The sequence below is a fragment of the Phenylobacterium sp. genome (genome assembly GCF_036501465.1).
Classification (GTDB): domain Bacteria; phylum Pseudomonadota; class Alphaproteobacteria; order Caulobacterales; family Caulobacteraceae; genus Phenylobacterium.
The window spans coordinates 31411-50367 of sequence record NZ_DASYAF010000182.1; the positions used below are offsets into that span (position 1 = coordinate 31411).

Sequence of the window (18957 nt, forward strand, 5' to 3'; positions counted from 1 at the left end):
GGGCCCGCCCTGCGCGGCCTCTGGCGGAACAGCGCTATCACGACGTCGCGGAATGTCTCAAGCATTTATCAAGTATATTATCGGGATTATGTTGAAATTCGCCTATCAGGATACATTCCAATTCAAATCAAAAATCAATATAGGACCAAAGTCCTAGGCAGTATACGACTTTAGTCTTACGACTTTAGTCCTAAGACCGTCGCGCGACGCGGCAAGAGATTCGCCGGAATGCAAAACGCCCCCGGCTTTGGGCCGGGGGCGTTGATCCTGCGATCGGTCGGGCGTCTAGCGCTGGACCGGCGGCGCCTTGCCGCCCTGATCGCTCGGACGCTTGTCGTTCGGGTCGCGGGTGCGGCCGTCGCCATCGGTGTCGATCCGCTGGCCAGACTTGTCGCCCATCTTGCCCTGCTGCTGTTGCTGCTGCGAGGGGTTCTGCTTGTTCATGTCGCCCTGCTGCTGCGCGGGCTGACGGGTCTGGTTCTGGTTGTTCTGATTTTCGGCGCCCATGGGGAGGCCTCCTCTGCAGGTTTCAGGGGTGTGCTTCGCGGCGCGAAGCTCGCAGAGGGAACCCCGCCTCGCCGGCAAGGTTCCTAAGGCCCCGTCTCAGAAGCGGAATTCCGTCATTTGAGGCCCCCGCGCCGCCTCAGACGGCGTCCTCGGTCTTGAGCGTGTCGCGCAACTCGCGCTTGAGGAACTTGCCGCTGGCGTTGCGCGGCAGGGGGCGGTCGACCAGCCAGATGTAGCGCGGGACCTTGTGGCGGGCGATCAGTCCGGCCACGTGTTCGCGCAGGGCGCCGACCTCCAGGGTCTCGCCGGGGCGCGCCAGGATCGCCACGCCCACCTCCTCGCCCAATCGTGGGTCCGCCACCCCGAAAACCGAGCACTCGGCCACGCCGGGATGGGCGTGCAGGGCGGTCTCCACCTCGGCGCAATAGATGTTCTCGCCGCCGCGCAGCACCATGTCCTTCTTGCGGTCGACGATGTAGATGAAGCCATCGTCGTCCAGGCTCGCCACGTCGCCGGTGTGCAGCCAGCCGTCGGTGATCGCCTCGGCCGTCGCCTCAGGGCGGTTGATGTAGCCCTTGATCACCGGCGCGCCCTTCACCCACAGCTCGCCCGCCTGGCCGACCGGCAGGGCCGCGCCGTCGTCGTCCACAACCTTGACGTCGAAGGTGGGCATCGCGCGGCCGCAGCTCGCCGGCTTGTCCACGAAGAAGTCGCCGCTGACCGAGGTGATGATCCCCGAGGTCTCGGTCATGCCATAGCCGGTGTTGGGCCGCGCCGTGGCCACCGCCTGGTCGATCTTGCCCACCAGGTCGGGCTGCAGCTGCGCCCCGCCGCCGCCCACCGCCAGCAGGCTGGAGGTGTCGGTCTTGTGGAAATCCGGGTGGGTGATCAGCTCGCGCGCCATCACCGGCACCCCGCCGGCTGAGGTGCAGCGCTCCGCCTCGATCAGCTTCAGCGCCTCGCCCGCGTCCCAGCGGTACATCAGGATCAGCTTCCCGCCCGCCGCGGTGGTGGCGTAGGCGCCACAGTTGTTGGCGGTGACGTGGAACAGGGGCGTGGTGATCAGGGTGGAGGGGATCGGCAGGACGGCCGGCGGCGCCACGCCCGTCGCCTGCTGGATCGCCAGGGCCTGGGCCTGGCCGATGAACATCATGTTCATCAGGTTGGTGACGCAACTCCGGTGGGTGAGCTGGGCGCCCTTCGGAAAGCCGGTGGTGCCCGAGGTGTAGAAGATGCAGACGTCGGCGTCGGGATCGACCGTCGTCTCGGGCAGGACGCCGCCCTGGGCGATCACCTGCGACCAGGCGACCGCCCCGGGGGGCAGAGCATCGGTGCGCACCCCCACCAGCAGGGTGTCGCCCAGCATCCGCGGCTGTTCGCGCAACCGGCCAATCCGCTCGGCGTCGGCGAACAGCACCTTGGGCTGGGCGTCCTGCAGGCCATAGGCCATCTCCGCCGGCGTCCACCAGGCGTTCATGCCCACGCAGGCCACGCCCAGGCAGGCGCAGGCCCAGTAGATCAGCATCCATTCCGGATAGTTGCGCATGGCGATCGCCACCCGGTCGCCGCTCACGACCCCCTGCGCCTGCAGCCAGTTCGCGATGGCGGCCACCTGCTGGTGGGCTTGCGCATAGGTGATCCGCTCGTCGCCATAGACCAGGTAGTCGCGCTCGGCGAACTGGGCGGTGGACAGCCACAGGGCCCGAACGTTGGGCGGCGCGTTCTTGAAGGATTTCAGCGTGACGCCGCGCACCTCGATCTCGGCGATCTCGAACGCCGAGCCCGCCGCCGTCAGCGCGCCCCAGGCCTTCTCCAGTTCGGCGTAGTGCATCGCGTTTCCCCTTTTGCCGGCTCGTTCCCCAGGCCCGCTCTTGCAGCCTTCCTAGCCGAGCGCCGCGCCGGTCGCGAGAGGGGACGTGGCGTCAAGCTGGCCGCAGGCCCGGACAGGTGGTTGTCTGGGCGGCGTTTGAGACTCGGGGAGGGATGAACATGCGCAACTGGATCGGAATTGCGGCGGCGGCCGCTCTCTTGGTCGCGGCCGCGCCGGCCCTGGCCGCCGATCCACCGGCCATTCCGCTCTACGCCCCGGGCGCCCTGCCGGCCGCGACCCAGCCCGAGCGGATGGACAACGGCCTCTTGCACAATGTCAGCCAGCCCAGCTTGACGCCGGTGCTGCCCGCGCCAGGCAAAGCCAACGGCCAGGCGGTGATCATCGCCCCCGGCGGCGGCTTCCTGGTGCTGGCCTGGGACAAGGAGGGCATGGCGGTGGCGCGCCGCCTGGCCGACGCCGGGGTCACGGCCTTCGTACTCAAGTACCGCCTGGGCCCGACCCCCAACGACCCGGCCGAATTCATGAAGTACTTCAGCAGCGAGATGGGCAAGCTGGGGGCCAGCGCCGCCCGCGGCGATCCCCTGGGCCCGCCGTTCCCCACCGAGGGGCTGGCCGCCGCCGACGCCGCCGCGGCGGTGAAGCTGGTTCGCGGCCGCGCCGCGGCCTGGAAGGTCGACCCGCACAGGGTGGGCTTCGTGGGCTTCTCCGCCGGCGCCATCACCGCGGCCAACATCGCCACCGGCGACCCTGCCGGGCGGCCGGACTTCGTGGGGATCATCTATGGCGCCCTGCGCAATCCCGTGCCCAGGGACGCCCCGCCGGCCTTCATCGCCACGGCCGCCGACGACATCCTGGTCCGCGCCTACGCCGCGCCGATGTTCCAGCAGTGGAAGGCGGCGGGCCGCCCGGCCGAGCTGCACATCTTCGAGCGCGGCGGCCACGGCTTCGGCATGAACGTCCAGGGCTCGACCAGCGACCACTGGATCGACGAGTTCCTCTGGTGGCTCCAGGACCTGAAGCCGGCCCGGTGAGCCCCGACGCTGAGGACGCCGCCGCGCAAGGCCAATGCGCGGGCCCGGCCCAGCCGCGCGAGATTTGCGCGATCTATGCAGGCGGACCCGGCTAATCTGTGCGTCGGCGACGGACGGGGGATGCAGCATGCGGACGGGGTGGAAACGGCTGGCGGCGGGCGTGGCGACGCTGGCCATGGGCCTGGCGCTGGCCGCCGCCGCGCCGAAGCCCGCGGAGCCCGCCCGAGGGCCGGCGGCGGTCGCCCCGCCGGTGACGCCCGAGGGCGACATGGTGGTGTCCCACGGCCAGGTGGCCGTCGACGGCAGGCCGCTGCGCTATACCGTCCACGCGGGCCTCCTGCCGATCTACGACAATGACACCGGCCAGCTGGCCGCGCGGATATTCATCATCGCCTACACCGCCGACCGCGCGCCCGGCGCCGCGCCCAGGCCCCTGACCTTCCTGTGGAACGGCGGCCCGGGCTCCAGTTCGTCCCAGATCCACCTCATGGGCTTCGGGCCCAAGGGCTTTTCCATGCCGGCCACCTATCCGGAATGGAAGGCGCCGCCGGCCAAGCTGGCCGACCGGCCGGAGACCTGGCTCACCGCCAGCGACCTGGTGTTCGTCGATCCGGTCGGCACCGGCTACAGCCGCGCGACCAGCGAGGCCTGGCGCGAGCGGCTCTACACCCAGCACGGCGACGCCGAGGCGGTGGCCGAGGCGATCCGCGTCTACCGCACCCGTTTCGACGCCTTCGACGCGCCGCTGTTCATCGGCGGCGAGAGCTACGGCACGACGCGGGCGATGGAGGTGGCCGGCGCGCTGGCGCGGCGGCGCACGCCGCTCTCTGGCGTGATCCTGATCTCCGGGTCCTACGAGGTGGGCGAGAAGGTCCCGGCCGCCACCCGCCAGGCGCTGGAGGTGACGCTTTACACGGCGACCGCCTGGTATCACCACCGGCTGCCCGCCGACTTGCAGGCCCTGCCGCAGGACCAGGCGGTGGCGCGCGCGGCGGCCTGGGCGCGCAGCGACTACGCCCCGGCCCTGGCGCACCCGGACCAGCTCTCGCCCGAGCAGCGCGCGGCCATAGTGGCGGCGCTGGCGCGCTACTCCGGCGTCGACTCCAAGGTCGTCGACGCCAGGACCCTGCGGCTCGGCAAGGACGCGGTGATGGACAACATGCTGGCCGACAAGGGCCTGGAGCTCGGCCGCTATGACGCGCGCCTGGCCATCCCGCACCGCGCGCCGGGCCAGGTGTGGGGCCCGCGCGAGGACCCCAGCCTGCTGCCGATGATCGACCTGATGGAGGGGACCTCGCCGGCGCTGATCCGCTATCTGCGCGGCGACCTCGGCTATCACAGCGACCTGCTCTACCGCGGCCCCTGGGGCGGCTCGTTCCACCCCGATCCCTACCTGCCCACCGGCCCGGTGCTGAAGGACGACTGGATGGCGGCCATGTGGGACCACCACGCCGCCCTGAACGGCGGACGCGGGGCGGGCGCGGCCGCCGGCCCGCCGGAGCCGCCGCCGCTCGCCGCGGCCATGACCGCCGAGCCGAAGCTGCTCGTCTGGAGCGTCGAGGGCCTCTATGACGGCTCCTGCGCCGAACGGGCCGAGGCGATCGCCGACAGTCCGGCGCCGCTGCGCGCCCGGGTCCGGGCCAGCTGCTACCCCGCCGGCCACATGGTCTACACCGATCGCGCCGTGCGGCTTTCCCTGCAGCGCGACTTCACCGCCTTCGTCCACGACGCGACCGCGCGCTGAGCCTCTCCACCATTGACCCGGACCGGGCTGGACAGGATCGTCGCGATCCGCGCAACCTCCACGTGCCAAGCGGGGGTGTTCAATGGCAGGTCAGCAGGATCCCGAGGTGCGCTTTGGCGCGACGCTCGCCGCCGTCGGGCGCGCGATCCGAGCGGCCCCGGCCGTCTTCCTCGTCGCCTGGGCGGCGCGGCTGGCGTTAGAGGCCGTCTCGCTTCTGTTGCGGCAGGAGCCGGTGAGGCTCGCCTATGGCGACGCAATCTCGCGATGGACGGTGCTGGTCGGCCTCGGGACGATCGTCGTCTCCGGCCTGCTGATCCGCTGGCTCTTGCGACCCGGCCGCCAGGCCCTGCGCCTGGACCTCGGCCTGCTGGTCTACGGGCTGCTGATCGGCCTGACGCGCCTGACGCTGGTGGGCGAGGCGACCCTGCTGCGACTGGATCGGGTGACCACCACGCCGGTGTCGCAGCTCCTGGCGCGGACCCTCCTCGTGCAGGGCGGCCTGGCCTTTCTGTACCTCGTCTTCGCGACCCTGGCGCTTTGGCCGATCTCCGTCCTGATGGACAAGCCGCTGTCGCCCGTTCGCGCGGTGCGGCTGATGGCGCCGGCCTGGCTGACCTGGGTGCTGACGGTGATCGTCCTGGCGTTGCCGGGCCTGGTCTCGGCCCAGGCCGGCTGGCTGCTGCACCACCAGTTTCACCGGACCTTGGCCGACCGCCTGGTCGACATCACCCTCGGCTCCCTGACCGGGACGCTGTCCGTCTTCGTCCTCGCCCAGATCTACGCTCGGCGCGCGGACGGAACCGATCTGCCGGCGGCGCGCCGGGCGCAGCCCGCGGTCGCTGCGGCGGGCTAGGCGCAAGCCGGCGTCATGACGGTTCCCAGGCAGTGGCCGACCGTGGCGCTTGCTGTACCTTGGCGATGACGCCGCTCAGGAGTCGGCGCCGCGTCGTCGGGGGTCCAGGTCGATGGCAAAACCTTCAGCCGCATCGCCGCCCGGCGGGAAGGGCGAGGCCAGGCTCTCGATCTTCGCCGGCCCGCTGGACAGCTGGGCCAACGACGACATCCTCTTGACCAAGCCCGCGCGCGAGCGCCTGGCCGCCGAACATCCGCGCGCCCTGCGCGTGCTCGACTGGCCGGAGCTGCGCACCCTGTTCGCCAACTATGAGGCGCCGGCGACGCAGGAAGCCACTTCGGGCCGGCGCCGCGGCCGCCTGGTGTTCCTGCCCGCCGCGGGCGGCCTCGTCCTGGCCCCGCTGACCCTGCTGCTGCCGAGCGGTATCCGCCTGCCGGCGCTGTTCGGCGTCCTCGTGGCTGCGGCCATCGGCGTCTTCGTCGCCTGGCGGATGCGGGCGAGCGGGCGCACCTCCCACGCCCTGGGCAGCCGGTTTTGGACCGAGCGCGCCCGGGGCCTCTATTTCCAGGTGCTGGTCAACAACCTGGGCCTCGCCGCCCAGGCCATGAACGACGACCGGGCCTTCTCCGCCTGGAAGCGGGTCCGCGCCGAGGCGCTGGAGACCTTGCCGCTGGCGCGCGACCTGCCGGCCCGCATCCGCGACCTGGTCAAGGACCTGGAGGACCAGGACGTCTGGATCGTGCCGGCCTGGGCGACCCAGTCGCCGCCGCCGCCGCCTTCGCCGGAGCTGGACGTGCTGCTGGGCCGGCTGCGCGCCCAGCGCTTCGAGACCCAGATCGTCTACATCGGCCACAAGATCGGCGACACCGCCCCACCCGATCAGAACAAGATGGGGCACGGCAAGACCGGGGACGGCGACGCCGGCCGCTACGCCAGGTTCCGCGCCGCGATCGCCGCGGCGCGCGCCGCCTTCGACGCCGGCGACCTGGCCGCCAAGGTCGACGCCCTGCGCGCCATGGAGGCCCACGCCTACCGCGACCTGCGCGACTTCATCACCACCCACCAGGACGGCGGGTTCGCGCTCTAGGGCGAAAAGTCCACCGCGTGGCGATAGGCGATCCCCTCGGCGTCGGCGAAGGCGCGCACCGCGAAATAGGAGCCGAAGCGCCCGGCGACCGCCTGGGCCAGGGCGTCCGTCGACGGCAGGGGCTCAAGCGCCAGCCGCCGCGCCAACGCCGCCTGCGCCTCGGCCCCGAAGATCAGCAGGTTGGCGGACTCGTAGGGCGCCGCCTCGCCAAAGTCGTACCACTCCACCACCAGGTCCGGCCCCCGTGCATAGGCCACATGCGCCCCCGGCCGCGCTGGCATCGGGTGGCGCGGGCCGATGGGTTCGGAGGGGCCGGACGGAGGGGCGGTCACTAGAGAGGATCACAGAGATTGTCGCTGGCGACGGAGGTTGTCGTTGATCGCGGGATTAGGCGGGCCTCGCCGGGATTCCGCGGGACGCCACCGCCGAGTATAGAAAGGGTGTCCAGAAGAAGACGAAGGTTCAGCCTGAAGAGATCCGCCGGCTGATGCGAGCAGTTTAACTCGTGCCGCCCGCCGCCAAAGCACGTATTTGACGCAGGTGTCGCCGGCCAGCTACCGCGATTTCCGCGAGGAGTCCCGTGCTCATGCCGCGGCTCCCACGGCGGCCAGCACGCGGGTCTGGTCGGCCAGGTCGCCTGTCGCGCTGACCTGCTGCTGGCCGGTGGCGACGACGGCGTCGAGCCGCTCGCCGACTGCGGCCATGTCGTTCGCAAGGCCGTCCTGTAGGCCCACCACAGCATTTGCGACCGCATCGACGGCCGCAACCACGGCGTCGCGCGCTTGGTCGTTGGAAACTACCAGAGCGTTAGTCTGGTCGGTGAGCACGCGGCTGAACAGGTCGGAGAGCGCTGGCAGGTTGGTCAGCACCACCGGCTGGCCGCCGCTGGCCGCCTGGGTCTGGGCGAGCTGCAGCTCCTGGGTGTTGATCGCCACCAGCGACGTGAGCGCCTGGGTGGTCGATTGCGCGGGCGAGGTGACGTCGACGCCGGTCCGCCGGGTGAGGTCGAGCATGTCGGCCTCGATCTGCTGGGCCAGCGCCAGGCGCGCCGAGGCCGAGGAGGTGGCGCTGCGGTCGGCGGTCTCCAACTGGTCGGCGTAGGTGGTGATATTGCCCAGCGCCGTCGGGTCGCCGCCCTGGGCCAGCGCCAGCTGCTGCTCGTACTCGCTCTTGGCCTGGACGAGGGCGGCCTGCGGCGACAGCTCGGCGGCCGAGGAGACGGTGAACTGGTCCAGCCACTGCTGGATCTTCGGCCGCGCGTCGTCGAAGGCCTTGGAGGCGTCGGTCACGCCGCCAGCGAGGTCCTCCAGCGCCTGGCCGATCTGCAGGTTCTCCAGGGTGTCGAGCTGGGACATGATGTCCGGGCTGACCGAGCCGGTGGAGAGCAGGTCGGCGGCCTGGGCGCGCTGCTGGTCGATCGCCTCCTGGATCTGCTGGATCTTGTAGCCGTTGGGATCGGTGATCTGCAGGATCGCGTCGGAGACCTGCTGCTCCAGGTCCTGGCCCTGGTTCAGCCGGTCGGTGGCGTCGCTGACCGCGTTGCCGAATTGCTTCATGGTCTGGTCGAGCTCCAGCCCGTCCAGGGTCGTCAGCTGGGCGTTGATGTCGCTGAGCTGCTGGGCCGTCAGGAAGCCGGCGTCGGCGGCGGCCTGCACCTGCGCGGCGCGGGCGGCCTCCTGGGTCTTCAGCTGGCCGATCGCGAAGCCTTCGGGGTCGGTGATCTGCTGGATGGCGTCGGTGATCGACTGGCCCAGGGTCTGGGCGGCGTTGAAGCCCTGGATCGCGGTTTCGATGTCGTCGAAGCCCTTGCCGGCGTCGAGCATGGAATTGACCATCTGCTGCTCGGCGGCGTTGACGAAGGTCGCCCCGCGCAGCACCGCGTCCAGGCCGGCCTCGGCGGCGGCCGCCGGGTCGCCCACGGCGCTCCTCACCTCCTCGCCGCTCGACAGGAAGACGTGGGTCAGGTCGCGCGTGCCCAGGTCGAGGCTGGTGACGGTGGTGTTGAGCGTCGCGCCGGCCGCGATCAGCGCCTGCTCGCCCTGCAGCACCGCGTTCGACGCGGTGGTCACGGCCGTGCTGGTGTCGTCGGTCTTCTTGTCGCCGGAGATCGCGAAGCTCGACGTCCCCGAGAGCGTGGAGATCGCCGCGTCGTTGGAGGCCTTTCCGGAAAGCAGCCCGATGATCGCGCCGGGGATGCCGCCGATGATGCCGCCGGCCTGGCCGGCGACCTTCGACTGGCTGGAATCGCCGCCGAGCAGGCTGGTCAGCGACGAGCCCAGCAGGTTGCCGGCTTCGTAGACCAGCAGCGGCGCGAAGGACGCCGCGCTGTTGGTGAGGCCGGCGAGGTTGAGGCCGCCGCCGGTCGCCGGCGACCCGCCGATCCCGGAAAGCTGGGCGGTGCTCCCCATGGAGTTCACCACCAGGTTCACCAGCATGTCGATCGGCTTGGCCAGGAAGGCGTTGTAGATCGCCTTGCGCAGCTGCTGCTCGGCGTACTTGCCCACGTCGTCGAAGGAGAGCTTGCCGGTGTCGACGAAGGCCTTTTCCAGGCTGTCCTTCAGGTTGCCGATCGCCGTGGCGTCGTCGGCCGCGGCCTGGGCCATGGTGGCGGTGATGCGCGCCCGGGCCTGGACTTCCTGGTTGGCCAGGGCGACCTTTTGCAGGCCTTGAGAGAGGAGATCCTTGTCGATCCGCTGCTGGATCAGCCGCTGGTCGTTGCCGAGCTTCAGGAGATCGAGCTCCTTCTGCTCCTGCTTCGTCGCGTCGGCGGCGTCGTTGGCGGCCTTCAATGCGATCTGCGCATCGACCTTGGCCTTGATCTGCGCAATCTGTTCGTCGGTCAGGTTCTTGGCTGCAGCGTCGATCGCCTGCTGTTCCGCTTGGGCTATGGTATAGTTCGCCTCGGCCTGGATGCCACCTTGGATGGCCAGGGTGCGTGCCTGTTCCGCCTTGGTCTGCTTGTCGAGATTCTCCAGGACACCGGCGACGGCCAGCGCCTTCTGAGTGGCAATCGCCTGACGCTCATGCGCCTCCGCATCCGCCATCGCCGCCTCGGTGTCTGCTAGTGTTTTGTCGCGTAGTTGATCGAGGCTCCGGACGCCCTGCTGCTGAAGGACCTGGAGGCCGGCCTGCTTTACCTGCCAATCCTCCAAGGCTGTGCCACCTTGCGCTGCCGCTGCGGCCTGGTCGACCAGCGCCTGGGTCTCCTGTTTCATCTGGAAGGAGATGTTCTGGGCGCTTAGATCGCGCTGGTTGTCGAGCTTCACCAGCTCCTCTGCCTTTGCCGTCGCGGTGATCTTGTCCGCCAGGGCCTGCTCAGCGTCGGTCAGCTGCTTCTTGTGGGTGAGGCCGGACTTCTCTAGCGCCTGGCGGGCGAAGTCCTCCGCCTTCCACTGATCCGTGGCAGCAGCGCCCGACTGGATGGCCGCCGTGAGCGCGTTCTCTGAGGCGAGCTGCGCCTGCAGGTCGACTAGGGTGTTGGCGCCCCGGTCGGTCTTGCCCTTGTCGGCTTTCGGCTGTTCCTTGGCTGGCGGCGCGCCGAGCCCGGCCGCGATGGACGCCGTAGAGCGGGCCAGGAGCGCGGCCTTGTCGGCGTTGGCTTGCGCGAGCTGGGCCTGCAGCTGCTTGATCTTCGGGTTCGCGCCCTCTCCAGCCTGGATCGTGGCGCCGCCGATCCCGCCGGCCTCGCCCGACATGGCGGCGACAGCCAGTGACTGCTGGGCCTCCAGCTTCTCTAGCGCTGCGAGGCTCTTCGCAGTGTCGTCGATCTCCTTCTGGAGATTGGTAAGGTGGGTGTTCCTGTTCTGCTCCGCGAGGAGGATCATCTGGGTGGTGAGCCCGCTCACGTCGCCGGTCAGGTTGCGGAGCGGATCGACCAGGCCGAGCGCGCCAGCCTTGTGCGCCGCGTAGACCTGCGCGGCCGACAAGCCGAGGGTCTCGGCCTCCGCCATTGCCTGAGCGAGGGTCCTGGAGGCCTCATCGGCCTTGGCGTCGGCGGCCGCCGCGGCCTCGACTTGGCTGACCATGTAGGCGACCGCGCCGCCGGCGGCCAGGAACGCCGCGCCCCACGGTCCGCCGACCAGGGCCAGCAGCCCGGTCCCGACGCCCTTCATGGTGGTCATGGCGCCGCCGGCGAGCGCGGTCGCCGCGGCCAGGCCTTCTTGCGCCGTGGCCTGCGCCACGGTCGCAGCGGCGAGCTCCTCCTGCACGCCGATCTGCTGGCGGCCCAAGGTCGCGAGCTCGGTGAGCGCGGCCGAGCGGGCGAGCTCGGCGGCGGTGAGCGCCTCGGTGGCCGTGGTCTCGGCCGCCAGCGCGCCTTCCAGGACTCCGGTCTCGGCGGCCAGCGCCGTGGCGGCCTGGCCGGCGGAGATCTTGGCGTTGGCGGCGGCGAGCTGGGCGATCGCCTCCTCACGCGCCACCACCAGCGAGGCCTGGGTCGCGGTCGCCACCTCGGCGTCGTTGGCGGCGAGCGCGGCGGCGGCTTCGGCCGAGGTCAGCGCCGCGGCCTTGGTGGCGCTCGCCAGCGAGGCCTCGGCCGCGGCGGCCTTCACGGCGCCGGCCACGTGGGCGTTGAACCAGTCGCCGACCTTGATGGCCACCAGGCCGCCCACGGCGAGCTCGACGACGCCGATATTGCTGGCCAGCACGGTCAGGCCCTGCGCGCCAAGGCTCGCCAGCTGGCCGAGCTCCTGGCCGAAGACCCGGACCTCGTTGGTCACCTGGTCCTTTGTCAGCGCCTGGTCGACGCCGGCGATGCCTTGGGCGATGCCGCCCAGGAAGGCCTTGCCAGCTTCCACCTGCAGGTCGTCGATGGTGATCTTCAGATCGCCGAGGGCGACGTTAGCCTTGCCGACGTCGCTGGTCAGGTAGCGGTCGACGGCGGGCCCGAAATTGGTCTTCAGCTGAGCAGCGAACTTCGGCAGGAAGTCGTCGGCGACGACCTGGCCCTTCTGGACCATCTCGTCGAACTTCTGGTTGGTGACCCCCAGCGCCGCGGCGGCGATGTTCACCGCGCCCGGGATCGCCGTCGACATCTGCCGGCGCAGCTCCTCCATGTTGACCGTGCCGGTGGAGGCGATGTGGGTAACCGCGTTCAGGCCCTCGGCGATCTGGGCGTTGGAGCGGCCCATGGCGACGCCGGCGACGGTGACGGCGTCCCAGATGTCGCGGGTGGCGGCGCCCTCCAGGTAAGTCCCATGGGTCGCGCCAGCCAGGTCCTGGAAGCTCTGGATGGCCGGGCGGATGTCGAGGCCCAGGCGCACCGCCTCCTGCCGCACGGAGCTGATCGACTGCTGCGCGCCGGCCGCGCCGCCGGCCACCGCGCCCAGCCCGATCTCCAGGCTGTTCATCGCCGTCGCCGCAGTCGTGGCCTCCTTGGCCAGCTCCTCGAGGCCGAGGCCGGCGATGCCCAGCTCGAGCAGCTCCATGCCGTGGCTCGCGCCCTCGGCGGCGTGGCCGAGGTCGCCGACGGCGTTCTCCGTCTTGCCGAGCCCGCCAAGCGCGTCCTGCACATCGCCTTCGATGCGCAGCTTGGCGACGAGGGCCGCGCCGCCCCCGCTCATGCCGCCTGGCTCCAGGCGTTCATGGCCGCGATCTCCATGATCCGCAGCCGGCGGAAGTCGTCGGGGATAGTGTCCTGGCTGACGCCCATTCGCCGTTTTTGACCGCCCGAGTCTAAGCGGCCCCCCCACGGCGTTGACGCCCTAAGGGCGCATGAATGTCGGTTGATGTCGCTCCCCTGGCCAGGCCGGCCGGAGCGGGAATTGGGGGGGATTTGGGGCGGCGTGACCGTTAGGTCCTGATGCCTTTCCGAGCCTTCACCAACTCGTCCAGGATCGCCTTCAGGAGGGTGATCTGAAGCTCCTGCCAGGCCAGCATCTGAAGCTCTACCAGCGGGGCGCCCGTGGCGTATGGCATCCCGTGAAGCTCGTTCCGCCTCGCGGCCACTACCATCTGGGCCTGAGACGTAAAGGCCGCTGGCGACGTATCGGGAGAAAGGTCCAGATCCATGGGTGTCCAAGTCTTTCACAGGTTAGAGTCCGAGGGGCGGAGGGCGCGCCGGTACCGGCTTGCGGTGCGATAGGAGACCCCCAGATCGCGAGCGACCTCCGAGGCTGACCTGCCATCCGCGAAAAGGATTTGAGCCCTGAGGCGCCGGCCGAGAAGAACGCTCACACGTCCCGAGCCCCACTCGGCGACAATGCGCTTGACGCCGTCCACCCCTAAGACCTCGCAAAGAGCGTGGTGTGCACGGGGATATTTCGGAACGCCGACGACCAGACCGCCGTGTGCCGCGCAAAGTCGAGCGGCGGCGTCGGCGCCACAGTGCTTCACCACGACAGCCAGAAAGCTGCTGGCGGCGTAGTCATGAATGTCGTGTTCTCGCCCCATACGGGGCTAAGCTGCAGGACAATTGTCCCGCCTTCGCCCCTGACAGATGTCAGGGACCCAGGATCGAAATTCGCAGAGAGTGGCGGCCCCGGGGACGCTACCTTCCCGTTCGGGCTACGGCTTGCGCCGCGTGGCCCGGCTACGCGATTGACTGAGCCGCCGGGGACCAAGCTAGCCCGGGGCGGCCCCGATTGGAAGGCGGTCAGGGGAGCGCTCCGTCCCTGCGCCGCGACAACGAGACTCATCCCCGACAAGATGGGTATAAGGTGGCATTATCGCTGGCTTGTACCTCTCGGGCGCTAGCGGCAGAGAGACGCCTGAAGCAGTGCTCCCGTTCACGCTGCGCAGCGACGGAAGGTCACCATGGCCCTCTACACGTTTCATTTCTGCGACGAGCGTGGACTATCTGCCTCGTTCGAGGCCTACGACCTGCCGCACGATGCGGGAGCCTTCGCCAAAGCGGGCGAACTCCTCGGTGAGCATATGAGCTGCGATCACGTCGACGTCCGGCAGGGTGAGCGACCCATCGTCGCCCGGCATCGCGACCAGCCCATCATCCGACCGATCAACGAGGCCGAAGAGGCGCGCCGCTAGTCGGGTTCTTCGGACTCGACCACTCCTTTGGCGAACATTCCCCGGCCGCCACCTCGATCTCCCGCCGTAGAAATTGACGCTGACGGGCGGCTCCGGCGCTCGGGCGTCCAACCTACCCGAAGCCGGCTAGCGGGGCTGTAGACCCGTTTGACGGCGTTCGAAGGCCCATTTGGATGTGCGGGTGCCTCCAGTCTCAGGGCGCACGAGCCCTCAGCCACTCCGCAAGAAAGGTGAAGGCGGCGCAGAAAGCGGCGGCTATCGCCACGTGCTTGCTCTGCCAGAGCAGGGCGATCTTTAGGACGGAGGCGAGAATGCCGGCGACTCCAATGGCCATTCGCAAAGGCCTCCAAACCTTGAAATCGCCGATCAGGCGGGCTGCGAAGGACAGCTGTTGCCGCCAGAGCGGAACCTTCAAGAGCCGGGCGCCGCGTGGGCGAAGCATCGCCACGTAGGCTGGCGGAGGAGTGATCCTCGGAGGCGGGACGATTCTGCTCCCTGGCGGAGGCGGTGGTGTCGGCGGCGGTTCGCGCTGGGGGCGCTCAACAAAGGCTGCGCCGACCAAGCGCCAGTGGGACAACCCCTGCAGAAGGCCTGCGATCGAGCTGGCCTGTTCCCTGACGGCGGCGCCGTCATCTGGGTTCGCGCCCTTCGCCAGGAGGGCCGCCTTCGCGAGCTCCTCTGTAGTCAGGCCCCCTGGCGCTTTCTCAAGCTCGTGGCCCACCAGGCGGAACCAAATCACCCAGGCATGGACCCGCTTAAGGAAGCTCTCCTTCTCCGCCGCCATGGGAATGATCCCCTCCGGCTCTTAAGCCGCTCCGGCATGCTATTCGAGTCGCCCGCCCGCGGCATCGAGCTGCGCGTATGCCCTGCGGTCGTCTTCGCGGACCCTCTTTACAAGGCGCGAGAGCTGCGACCGGCTGGGCGTTCGGGCCCAACCGAGGGCGTGGCGGATTTTCACCCGCAGTACGTCCGTCGAAACCAGATCGGCGTGATCAGCGATGAAGGTCATCAAGCCGTCATCGTGCGCGAAGGCCGAGGCGCGTCCGCGTCGTGGTCGCCTTACGCCCCGCCAAAGTTCTGCGGCCTGAGCTGGGCTCAAATCCAGATTGAAGCGTGCTCGAAGGGCGGCGGCAAGGTCCGTGAATGTCGCCGGCGGTGGATCCGCCCACAGGAAGCGTCGAATCTCCGGATTGTCAGTGGGGTCGCGCATCCGCCGCCCTTCGCGCTTGCCAGGCTCTCAGCCCGGCGATCACCTTGATAGCTTTGTCCTTAGTTGCGAACCTCAGCGCCGACACGCCGAAGTGCTGAAGCCAGACGTTGAGCCGCGCTTCAGGAAGGCCCCCGCTGACGTCCGACCAGAGCGATCGGATAAGCGCGAGCTGGCCGTCCGTGGCCATGCTGAGGCGCTCGCCATAGCCCTCGCGCCGCCGGTTGGTCTCGAATCCCAACTGGCGGAAGCGCTGAAGCACGGCTTCGAAGCCATGCTCATCCAGCTCGCGGGCTGAACTGCGGCCGCCATGGCGCTGCAGCTCGTCCCGGTAGGCTTCATCCGAGAGCGCGAGCTTGGTCTTGGCCACGTGCAGCAGCGCGACCTTGCGGGCGGCGATCATCAGGTCCGTCCCGTCAAACGGTCGTCGACCCTGACCAGCTCGCCGTGCAGTTCGCGGAGGAGCGCCGCCGCGCCGGCCAGGATGGCGTCGATCCTCTCCACGTGCTCGCAGACCCGCGGACTGGGGACGGCGCCGCCGACGGGCGCGCGATCGCAGGCTTCGCTTCGGGCCAGATCGACGATCACGCCGACGCGCCAGGCGTTGAGGGCCGCGTCCTGAATCTGGACGCTGGCGCTGGGAACATGCACGGGCGGCTGGGAGGCTTTAGGCTTCATCGGGTCTGATCTCCAGGGGTTAAACGAGGGATAGGATTTCGCGAGCCACGGCCTCGGTGACTTGACCATCGCCGGCCTCCTCCAGCAGCTCGGCTGCGAGGTCGGCGGCGCGACGGAAGCTCCGATCGGCGCGCCCGCCGCCGAAGTAGCGGATCACCTGACGCAGCGCGGCGGGATCGACTATCCCGCGTGCCTCGAAGAACAGCGCCAGGTCGTCGTCGGTGACGTCGCTATAGGAGTACGTCTCGGTGTAGAGGGCGCGGTCCGCGACGGCTGATGAAAGGACGCTATGGCCGCTGCGATCCGACTTAAGAACGAACTCGTTGTTGCCGACGAAGATCAGCCCCAAGGGCAGCGGGGAGAACCCGCCGGCCGCGTCGTTCAGGAAGCGGAGCGTCTCGATCGCCTCGGGCGAGAGGTTCTGCGCCTCGTCGAAGATCAGGGTCAGGGGCGAGAACTCGCCAACCTCCACCCCGTCGCGTCGGGCGTCATAGGTCGACAGTCCGGCCCACTCGCACACCAAGCCAAACAGCCGGTGGCGCAGCTCGGTGAAACCGGAGGGAAGGCGGTCGCGGAGCGTGCTCGGCCTGGTCAAGTCCATGAGGGCCTCGATCGCCAGATGCAGCACAGCGGCGGGCTTCAAGCCACCTCTCGGCCCCGGCGGTACGGAGACCATGCCGATGCACCACGGCGCCTCAGCCCGGAAGACGCGGAGCGAGGTGCTTTTTCCGACGCCCGGCGGCCCAGCGAAAACGGATATGCGCCGGCGATCGTGCGTTCGCCGCAGCCGCGGCAGGAAAGTCCGGCTGATCGACGTCGCGATCAGCTCGGGGGCGAGAGCCTCAGGCGACATTCTGGCTCCTCAGGATTCGAGCCGTCTGCGCTTCGCGGCGTCGGCGCTCTGCCTCCTCCCTGGACGGCGCGCTCTCCCTTGGCGGGACATTGGCGCTCCCATCGGCCAGCGCGCGGAGTTCGCCGCCGGCATCGAGGCGATCGGCGCGGCCGAGCGGCGTGGGCGGTGCGTAGCGGGCGGCCTGTTCGAGGGCCGCGGCAACGGGGTCGAACGGTTCGACGGCTCGCGCCCTGGCGGCGACCGCCTTTGCGTAGGCCCTTTGCCGGCGGCCAGCATCGCGAGCGCCGTCCTTCCAGTCGGCGGGGTAGGCATGATCGCGATCGACGTAGGCCCATGCGCCTCCGGCCGGTCGGAACAATGGCGGCGCCCCACGTCGCCAGGGTAGGGCGACCTCGACAGGCGATCCGTGCGGCAGGCCGTCCAGGCTTGGGTGGTAGAATCGCTCGCCCTCGATGCGAAGCGCGCCGCGGTCGATCTTGCGCAGCTCGCGCGAGCAGAACGCAGCGTCTAAGACCAAGGGGTCAATCGAGACCGGCCGCCAACCCGCCTCCTGTTTCTCGCGAAGCCAGTCGTCGGCTGAGCGGCCGCCCCACTGGCCGCCCACCGGCCGGGCGTTGAAGTTAATCAGTAAGCCGCGAAGCGTGGCGCAGAAGTCCGCCCAACTGCCGGGATAGGGTGCCGGCGGTCGTCCCACCGTCTGAACCTTCTTGTTCATCCGGTCGCCGCCGACGTAGCCAGGCATGATCGAGAAGAGATAGCGGTCCAGGCGGCGGAACGCGTTCTCGATCGTCTTGGCCGAGGCGTTGTACGGCTTGGAGTAGATGATGGTGCGGCCTGCCTCGGCGCTCACCAGGTCCAAGGCCGGACGGATGCGCTCGAAGATCGCGAACTCACTGCCGTTGTCGAGATAGAGACCCTGAGGAAACCCCCAAAGCGGTTCGCCGACCATGGCCAGGAACGCCTCGACCACATGCTCCTGGCGCACACCTTCGCCCTTCGCCAGCAGCACCGGATACAAAAAGACCCGGCCCGTCCCCCCGTCCTGAAAGCCGATGACTTTCGGCCACGCTTCAGAGCCGTCCGGCCTGTGCAGCACCACGTCTAGATGCTTAACGTCGGCGACGACGCGCGCCATCGGCTCAAAGCCCGTCCAGGTTCTGTTGACCCTCGGCTTGCCGTCGTCGAAGACCTTTCGATTGTTCCGCCAGACGTTGACGATCCGCTCCTCGCGGAAGCTCTCCACGTAGCGCCGGGATAGGCGGAGCGCGGCGGCCGGGACGGCCAAGCCTTGTGCCTCGCATAGCTTCAGCAGCTCGAACTCGGCGAACCGCCGCACGTTGGCCCACCCGCCTTCCTCGGCGCGGCTCTGCCAGATGGATCTGAGTTTCCCGTCCAGTGCGGTCTTCAGGTCGATGAGGCCCCGCGCACTCAACCCGGCGGAGGTTGCCGCCGCATCGAACACGGAGGAGATCGCTACTCGGGCGGCGCCGGCGTCTGCGGGGCGCTTCCGCGCAAGTCCCGACAGGCCATGACGTTCGTATTGGTAAAGCCAGCGCTGGAGAGTGCGAAGGTCCGCGAGCCCGCGAGCAGCTTCAGCCTTGAGGGCAGCAGCGCGGGCGGCTGTTCGATGGGGGTGGTGGAGCGCCGGCGCGATGGCCCGGTAGCGTTCGGCGACGCGAGGACCTTGGTCACGACGCGCGGTAGGCCGTGGTGAGTCCGACTGCTGAAGCTCCTCTGAAGCGCCCCCAAGCGCCGTTTGAAGGCTGCTCAGAGAGACTTCGTATACGAGCCCACCACGGCCGCCGCGACCTGTGACCTGCCTGACTTCAAGGCCGTGGCCGCGCCAAGTCTTCCCTCCAGCAGCGCGCGCTAGAGCCTTTGTGGCGACACGTCGCGCGAGGCCGGTCGCCTCCGCAAATTCGGCCGTGCTGACCCATGCCCCCGAAGGCATCAGCTAGGCCGCTCGCGATCGGCTGGCCGAGATCAGTTCCGATCTCAGGGCCTGCGCGTGGGGGCCGTTCGTCATCCCGCGAAGCACCCGATGAGCGTGGGCGTGCGCAACCCCGTGAGTGCGGCACCAGGCGAGAAGGGAGCTTCCCTGGCGGGTGAAATCTGCCCGCACCTCGCGAAGCAGGTCGTCGCTTCCGGGCTGCGCTGTGATAAGGGGCATGGTGACATCCGT

General features: G+C 69.3%; 16 protein-coding genes. 5 read left to right on the forward strand and 11 right to left on the reverse strand.

Translation table 11 applies throughout. The features are described from left to right. Nucleotides 1–285 precede the first annotated feature (285 nt). Both VGL85_RS21710 and VGL85_RS21715 read right to left on the reverse strand, forming a co-directional pair. Nucleotides 286–507: a hypothetical protein gene (locus VGL85_RS21710; RefSeq protein ID WP_331591129.1), complete on the reverse strand. Its 222-nt coding sequence runs from the start codon at nucleotides 505–507 to the stop codon at nucleotides 286–288. 136 nt (nucleotides 508–643) lie between these two features. Continuing rightward, nucleotides 644–2338: a class I adenylate-forming enzyme family protein gene (locus VGL85_RS21715; RefSeq protein WP_331591130.1), complete on the reverse strand. Its 1695-nt coding sequence runs from the start codon at nucleotides 2336–2338 to the stop codon at nucleotides 644–646. A 158-nt stretch (nucleotides 2339–2496) separates the two neighbouring features. Here VGL85_RS21715 and VGL85_RS21720 point away from each other — a divergent pair, with 158 nt between their 5' ends. From VGL85_RS21720 to VGL85_RS21735, 4 genes are all read left to right on the forward strand, one after another. Continuing rightward, nucleotides 2497–3369 carry an alpha/beta hydrolase gene (locus tag VGL85_RS21720; protein ID WP_331591131.1) on the forward strand — a complete coding sequence of 291 codons (873 nt, stop codon included), beginning with the start codon at nucleotides 2497–2499 and terminating at the stop codon, nucleotides 3367–3369. Nucleotides 3370–3496: 127 nt separating this feature from the next. Continuing rightward, nucleotides 3497–5113, forward strand: a complete 1617-nt coding sequence (locus VGL85_RS21725) for a S10 family serine carboxypeptidase-like protein (RefSeq protein WP_331591133.1) — start codon at nucleotides 3497–3499, stop codon at nucleotides 5111–5113. A gap of 82 nt (nucleotides 5114–5195) precedes the next feature. Beyond that, on the forward strand, nucleotides 5196–5966 hold the full coding sequence (locus VGL85_RS21730) for a hypothetical protein (protein ID WP_331591135.1): 771 nt from the start codon (nucleotides 5196–5198) through the stop codon (nucleotides 5964–5966). A gap of 112 nt (nucleotides 5967–6078) precedes the next feature. Further along, nucleotides 6079–7053, forward strand: a complete 975-nt coding sequence (locus tag VGL85_RS21735) for a hypothetical protein (protein WP_331591136.1) — start codon at nucleotides 6079–6081, stop codon at nucleotides 7051–7053. On the opposite strand, the gene VGL85_RS21740 is transcribed toward VGL85_RS21735, so the two are convergent. From VGL85_RS21740 to VGL85_RS22195, 4 genes are all read right to left on the reverse strand, one after another. Then, on the reverse strand, nucleotides 7050–7310 hold the full coding sequence (locus VGL85_RS21740) for a hypothetical protein (protein WP_331591137.1): 261 nt from the start codon (nucleotides 7308–7310) through the stop codon (nucleotides 7050–7052). The two genes, VGL85_RS21735 and VGL85_RS21740, sit on opposite strands and share 4 nt — an antisense overlap. Before the next feature lie 327 nt (nucleotides 7311–7637). Further along, nucleotides 7638–12614 (reverse strand): tape measure protein, encoded by a 4977-nt coding sequence (locus VGL85_RS21745; RefSeq protein WP_331591138.1) that lies wholly within the window; start codon nucleotides 12612–12614, stop codon nucleotides 7638–7640. Between the two features lie 229 nt (nucleotides 12615–12843). Continuing rightward, complete coding sequence (locus tag VGL85_RS21750) at nucleotides 12844–12969, reverse strand: hypothetical protein (RefSeq protein WP_331591139.1); 126 nt, start codon at nucleotides 12967–12969, stop codon at nucleotides 12844–12846. A 108-nt stretch (nucleotides 12970–13077) separates the two neighbouring features. Further along, the gene (locus tag VGL85_RS22195) at nucleotides 13078–13443 is read right to left on the reverse strand and encodes a helix-turn-helix domain-containing protein (protein ID WP_414695326.1); all 366 of its coding nucleotides are present in this window, start codon (nucleotides 13441–13443) and stop codon (nucleotides 13078–13080) included. A 363-nt stretch (nucleotides 13444–13806) separates the two neighbouring features. Between VGL85_RS22195 and VGL85_RS21755 the strand changes: the two genes are divergently transcribed. Beyond that, nucleotides 13807–14037 (forward strand): hypothetical protein, encoded by a 231-nt coding sequence (locus VGL85_RS21755; protein WP_331591140.1) that lies wholly within the window; start codon nucleotides 13807–13809, stop codon nucleotides 14035–14037. A gap of 193 nt (nucleotides 14038–14230) precedes the next feature. On the opposite strand, the gene VGL85_RS21760 is transcribed toward VGL85_RS21755, so the two are convergent. From VGL85_RS21760 to VGL85_RS21780, 5 genes are all read right to left on the reverse strand, one after another. Next, nucleotides 14231–14821: a hypothetical protein gene (locus VGL85_RS21760; protein WP_331591142.1), complete on the reverse strand. Its 591-nt coding sequence runs from the start codon at nucleotides 14819–14821 to the stop codon at nucleotides 14231–14233. Nucleotides 14822–15230: 409 nt separating this feature from the next. Further along, nucleotides 15231–15647, reverse strand: coding sequence for a regulatory protein GemA (locus VGL85_RS21765; RefSeq protein ID WP_331591143.1), 417 nt, complete (start codon nucleotides 15645–15647; stop codon nucleotides 15231–15233). Then, nucleotides 15647–15922 carry a hypothetical protein gene (locus tag VGL85_RS21770; protein WP_331591144.1) on the reverse strand — a complete coding sequence of 92 codons (276 nt, stop codon included), beginning with the start codon at nucleotides 15920–15922 and terminating at the stop codon, nucleotides 15647–15649. Before VGL85_RS21770 ends, VGL85_RS21765 begins: the two co-directional genes overlap by 1 nt. Before the next feature lie 19 nt (nucleotides 15923–15941). After that, complete coding sequence (locus VGL85_RS21775) at nucleotides 15942–16775, reverse strand: ATP-binding protein (RefSeq protein ID WP_331591146.1); 834 nt, start codon at nucleotides 16773–16775, stop codon at nucleotides 15942–15944. Further along, on the reverse strand, nucleotides 16765–18237 hold the full coding sequence (locus VGL85_RS21780) for a hypothetical protein (RefSeq protein WP_331591147.1): 1473 nt from the start codon (nucleotides 18235–18237) through the stop codon (nucleotides 16765–16767). The genes VGL85_RS21775 and VGL85_RS21780 overlap by 11 nt, the downstream gene beginning before the upstream one ends. Between the last annotated feature and the right edge of the window lie 720 nt (nucleotides 18238–18957).

Coding starts and splice junctions, on each gene's coding strand:
- VGL85_RS21710 (WP_331591129.1), bottom strand. CDS start 507: ATGGGCGCCGAAAATCAGAACAACCAGAACCAGACCCGTCAGCCCGCG.
- VGL85_RS21715 (WP_331591130.1), bottom strand. CDS start 2,338: ATGCACTACGCCGAACTGGAGAAGGCCTGGGGCGCGCTGACGGCGGCG.
- VGL85_RS21720 (WP_331591131.1), top strand. CDS start 2,497: ATGCGCAACTGGATCGGAATTGCGGCGGCGGCCGCTCTCTTGGTCGCG.
- VGL85_RS21725 (WP_331591133.1), top strand. CDS start 3,497: ATGCGGACGGGGTGGAAACGGCTGGCGGCGGGCGTGGCGACGCTGGCC.
- VGL85_RS21730 (WP_331591135.1), top strand. CDS start 5,196: ATGGCAGGTCAGCAGGATCCCGAGGTGCGCTTTGGCGCGACGCTCGCC.
- VGL85_RS21735 (WP_331591136.1), top strand. CDS start 6,079: ATGGCAAAACCTTCAGCCGCATCGCCGCCCGGCGGGAAGGGCGAGGCC.
- VGL85_RS21745 (WP_331591138.1), bottom strand. CDS start 12,614: ATGAGCGGGGGCGGCGCGGCCCTCGTCGCCAAGCTGCGCATCGAAGGC.
- VGL85_RS21750 (WP_331591139.1), bottom strand. CDS start 12,969: ATGCCATACGCCACGGGCGCCCCGCTGGTAGAGCTTCAGATGCTGGCC.
- VGL85_RS22195 (WP_414695326.1), bottom strand. CDS start 13,443: ATGGGGCGAGAACACGACATTCATGACTACGCCGCCAGCAGCTTTCTG.
- VGL85_RS21755 (WP_331591140.1), top strand. CDS start 13,807: ATGGCCCTCTACACGTTTCATTTCTGCGACGAGCGTGGACTATCTGCC.
- VGL85_RS21760 (WP_331591142.1), bottom strand. CDS start 14,821: ATGGCGGCGGAGAAGGAGAGCTTCCTTAAGCGGGTCCATGCCTGGGTG.
- VGL85_RS21765 (WP_331591143.1), bottom strand. CDS start 15,647: ATGATCGCCGCCCGCAAGGTCGCGCTGCTGCACGTGGCCAAGACCAAG.
- VGL85_RS21770 (WP_331591144.1), bottom strand. CDS start 15,922: ATGAAGCCTAAAGCCTCCCAGCCGCCCGTGCATGTTCCCAGCGCCAGC.
- VGL85_RS21775 (WP_331591146.1), bottom strand. CDS start 16,775: ATGTCGCCTGAGGCTCTCGCCCCCGAGCTGATCGCGACGTCGATCAGC.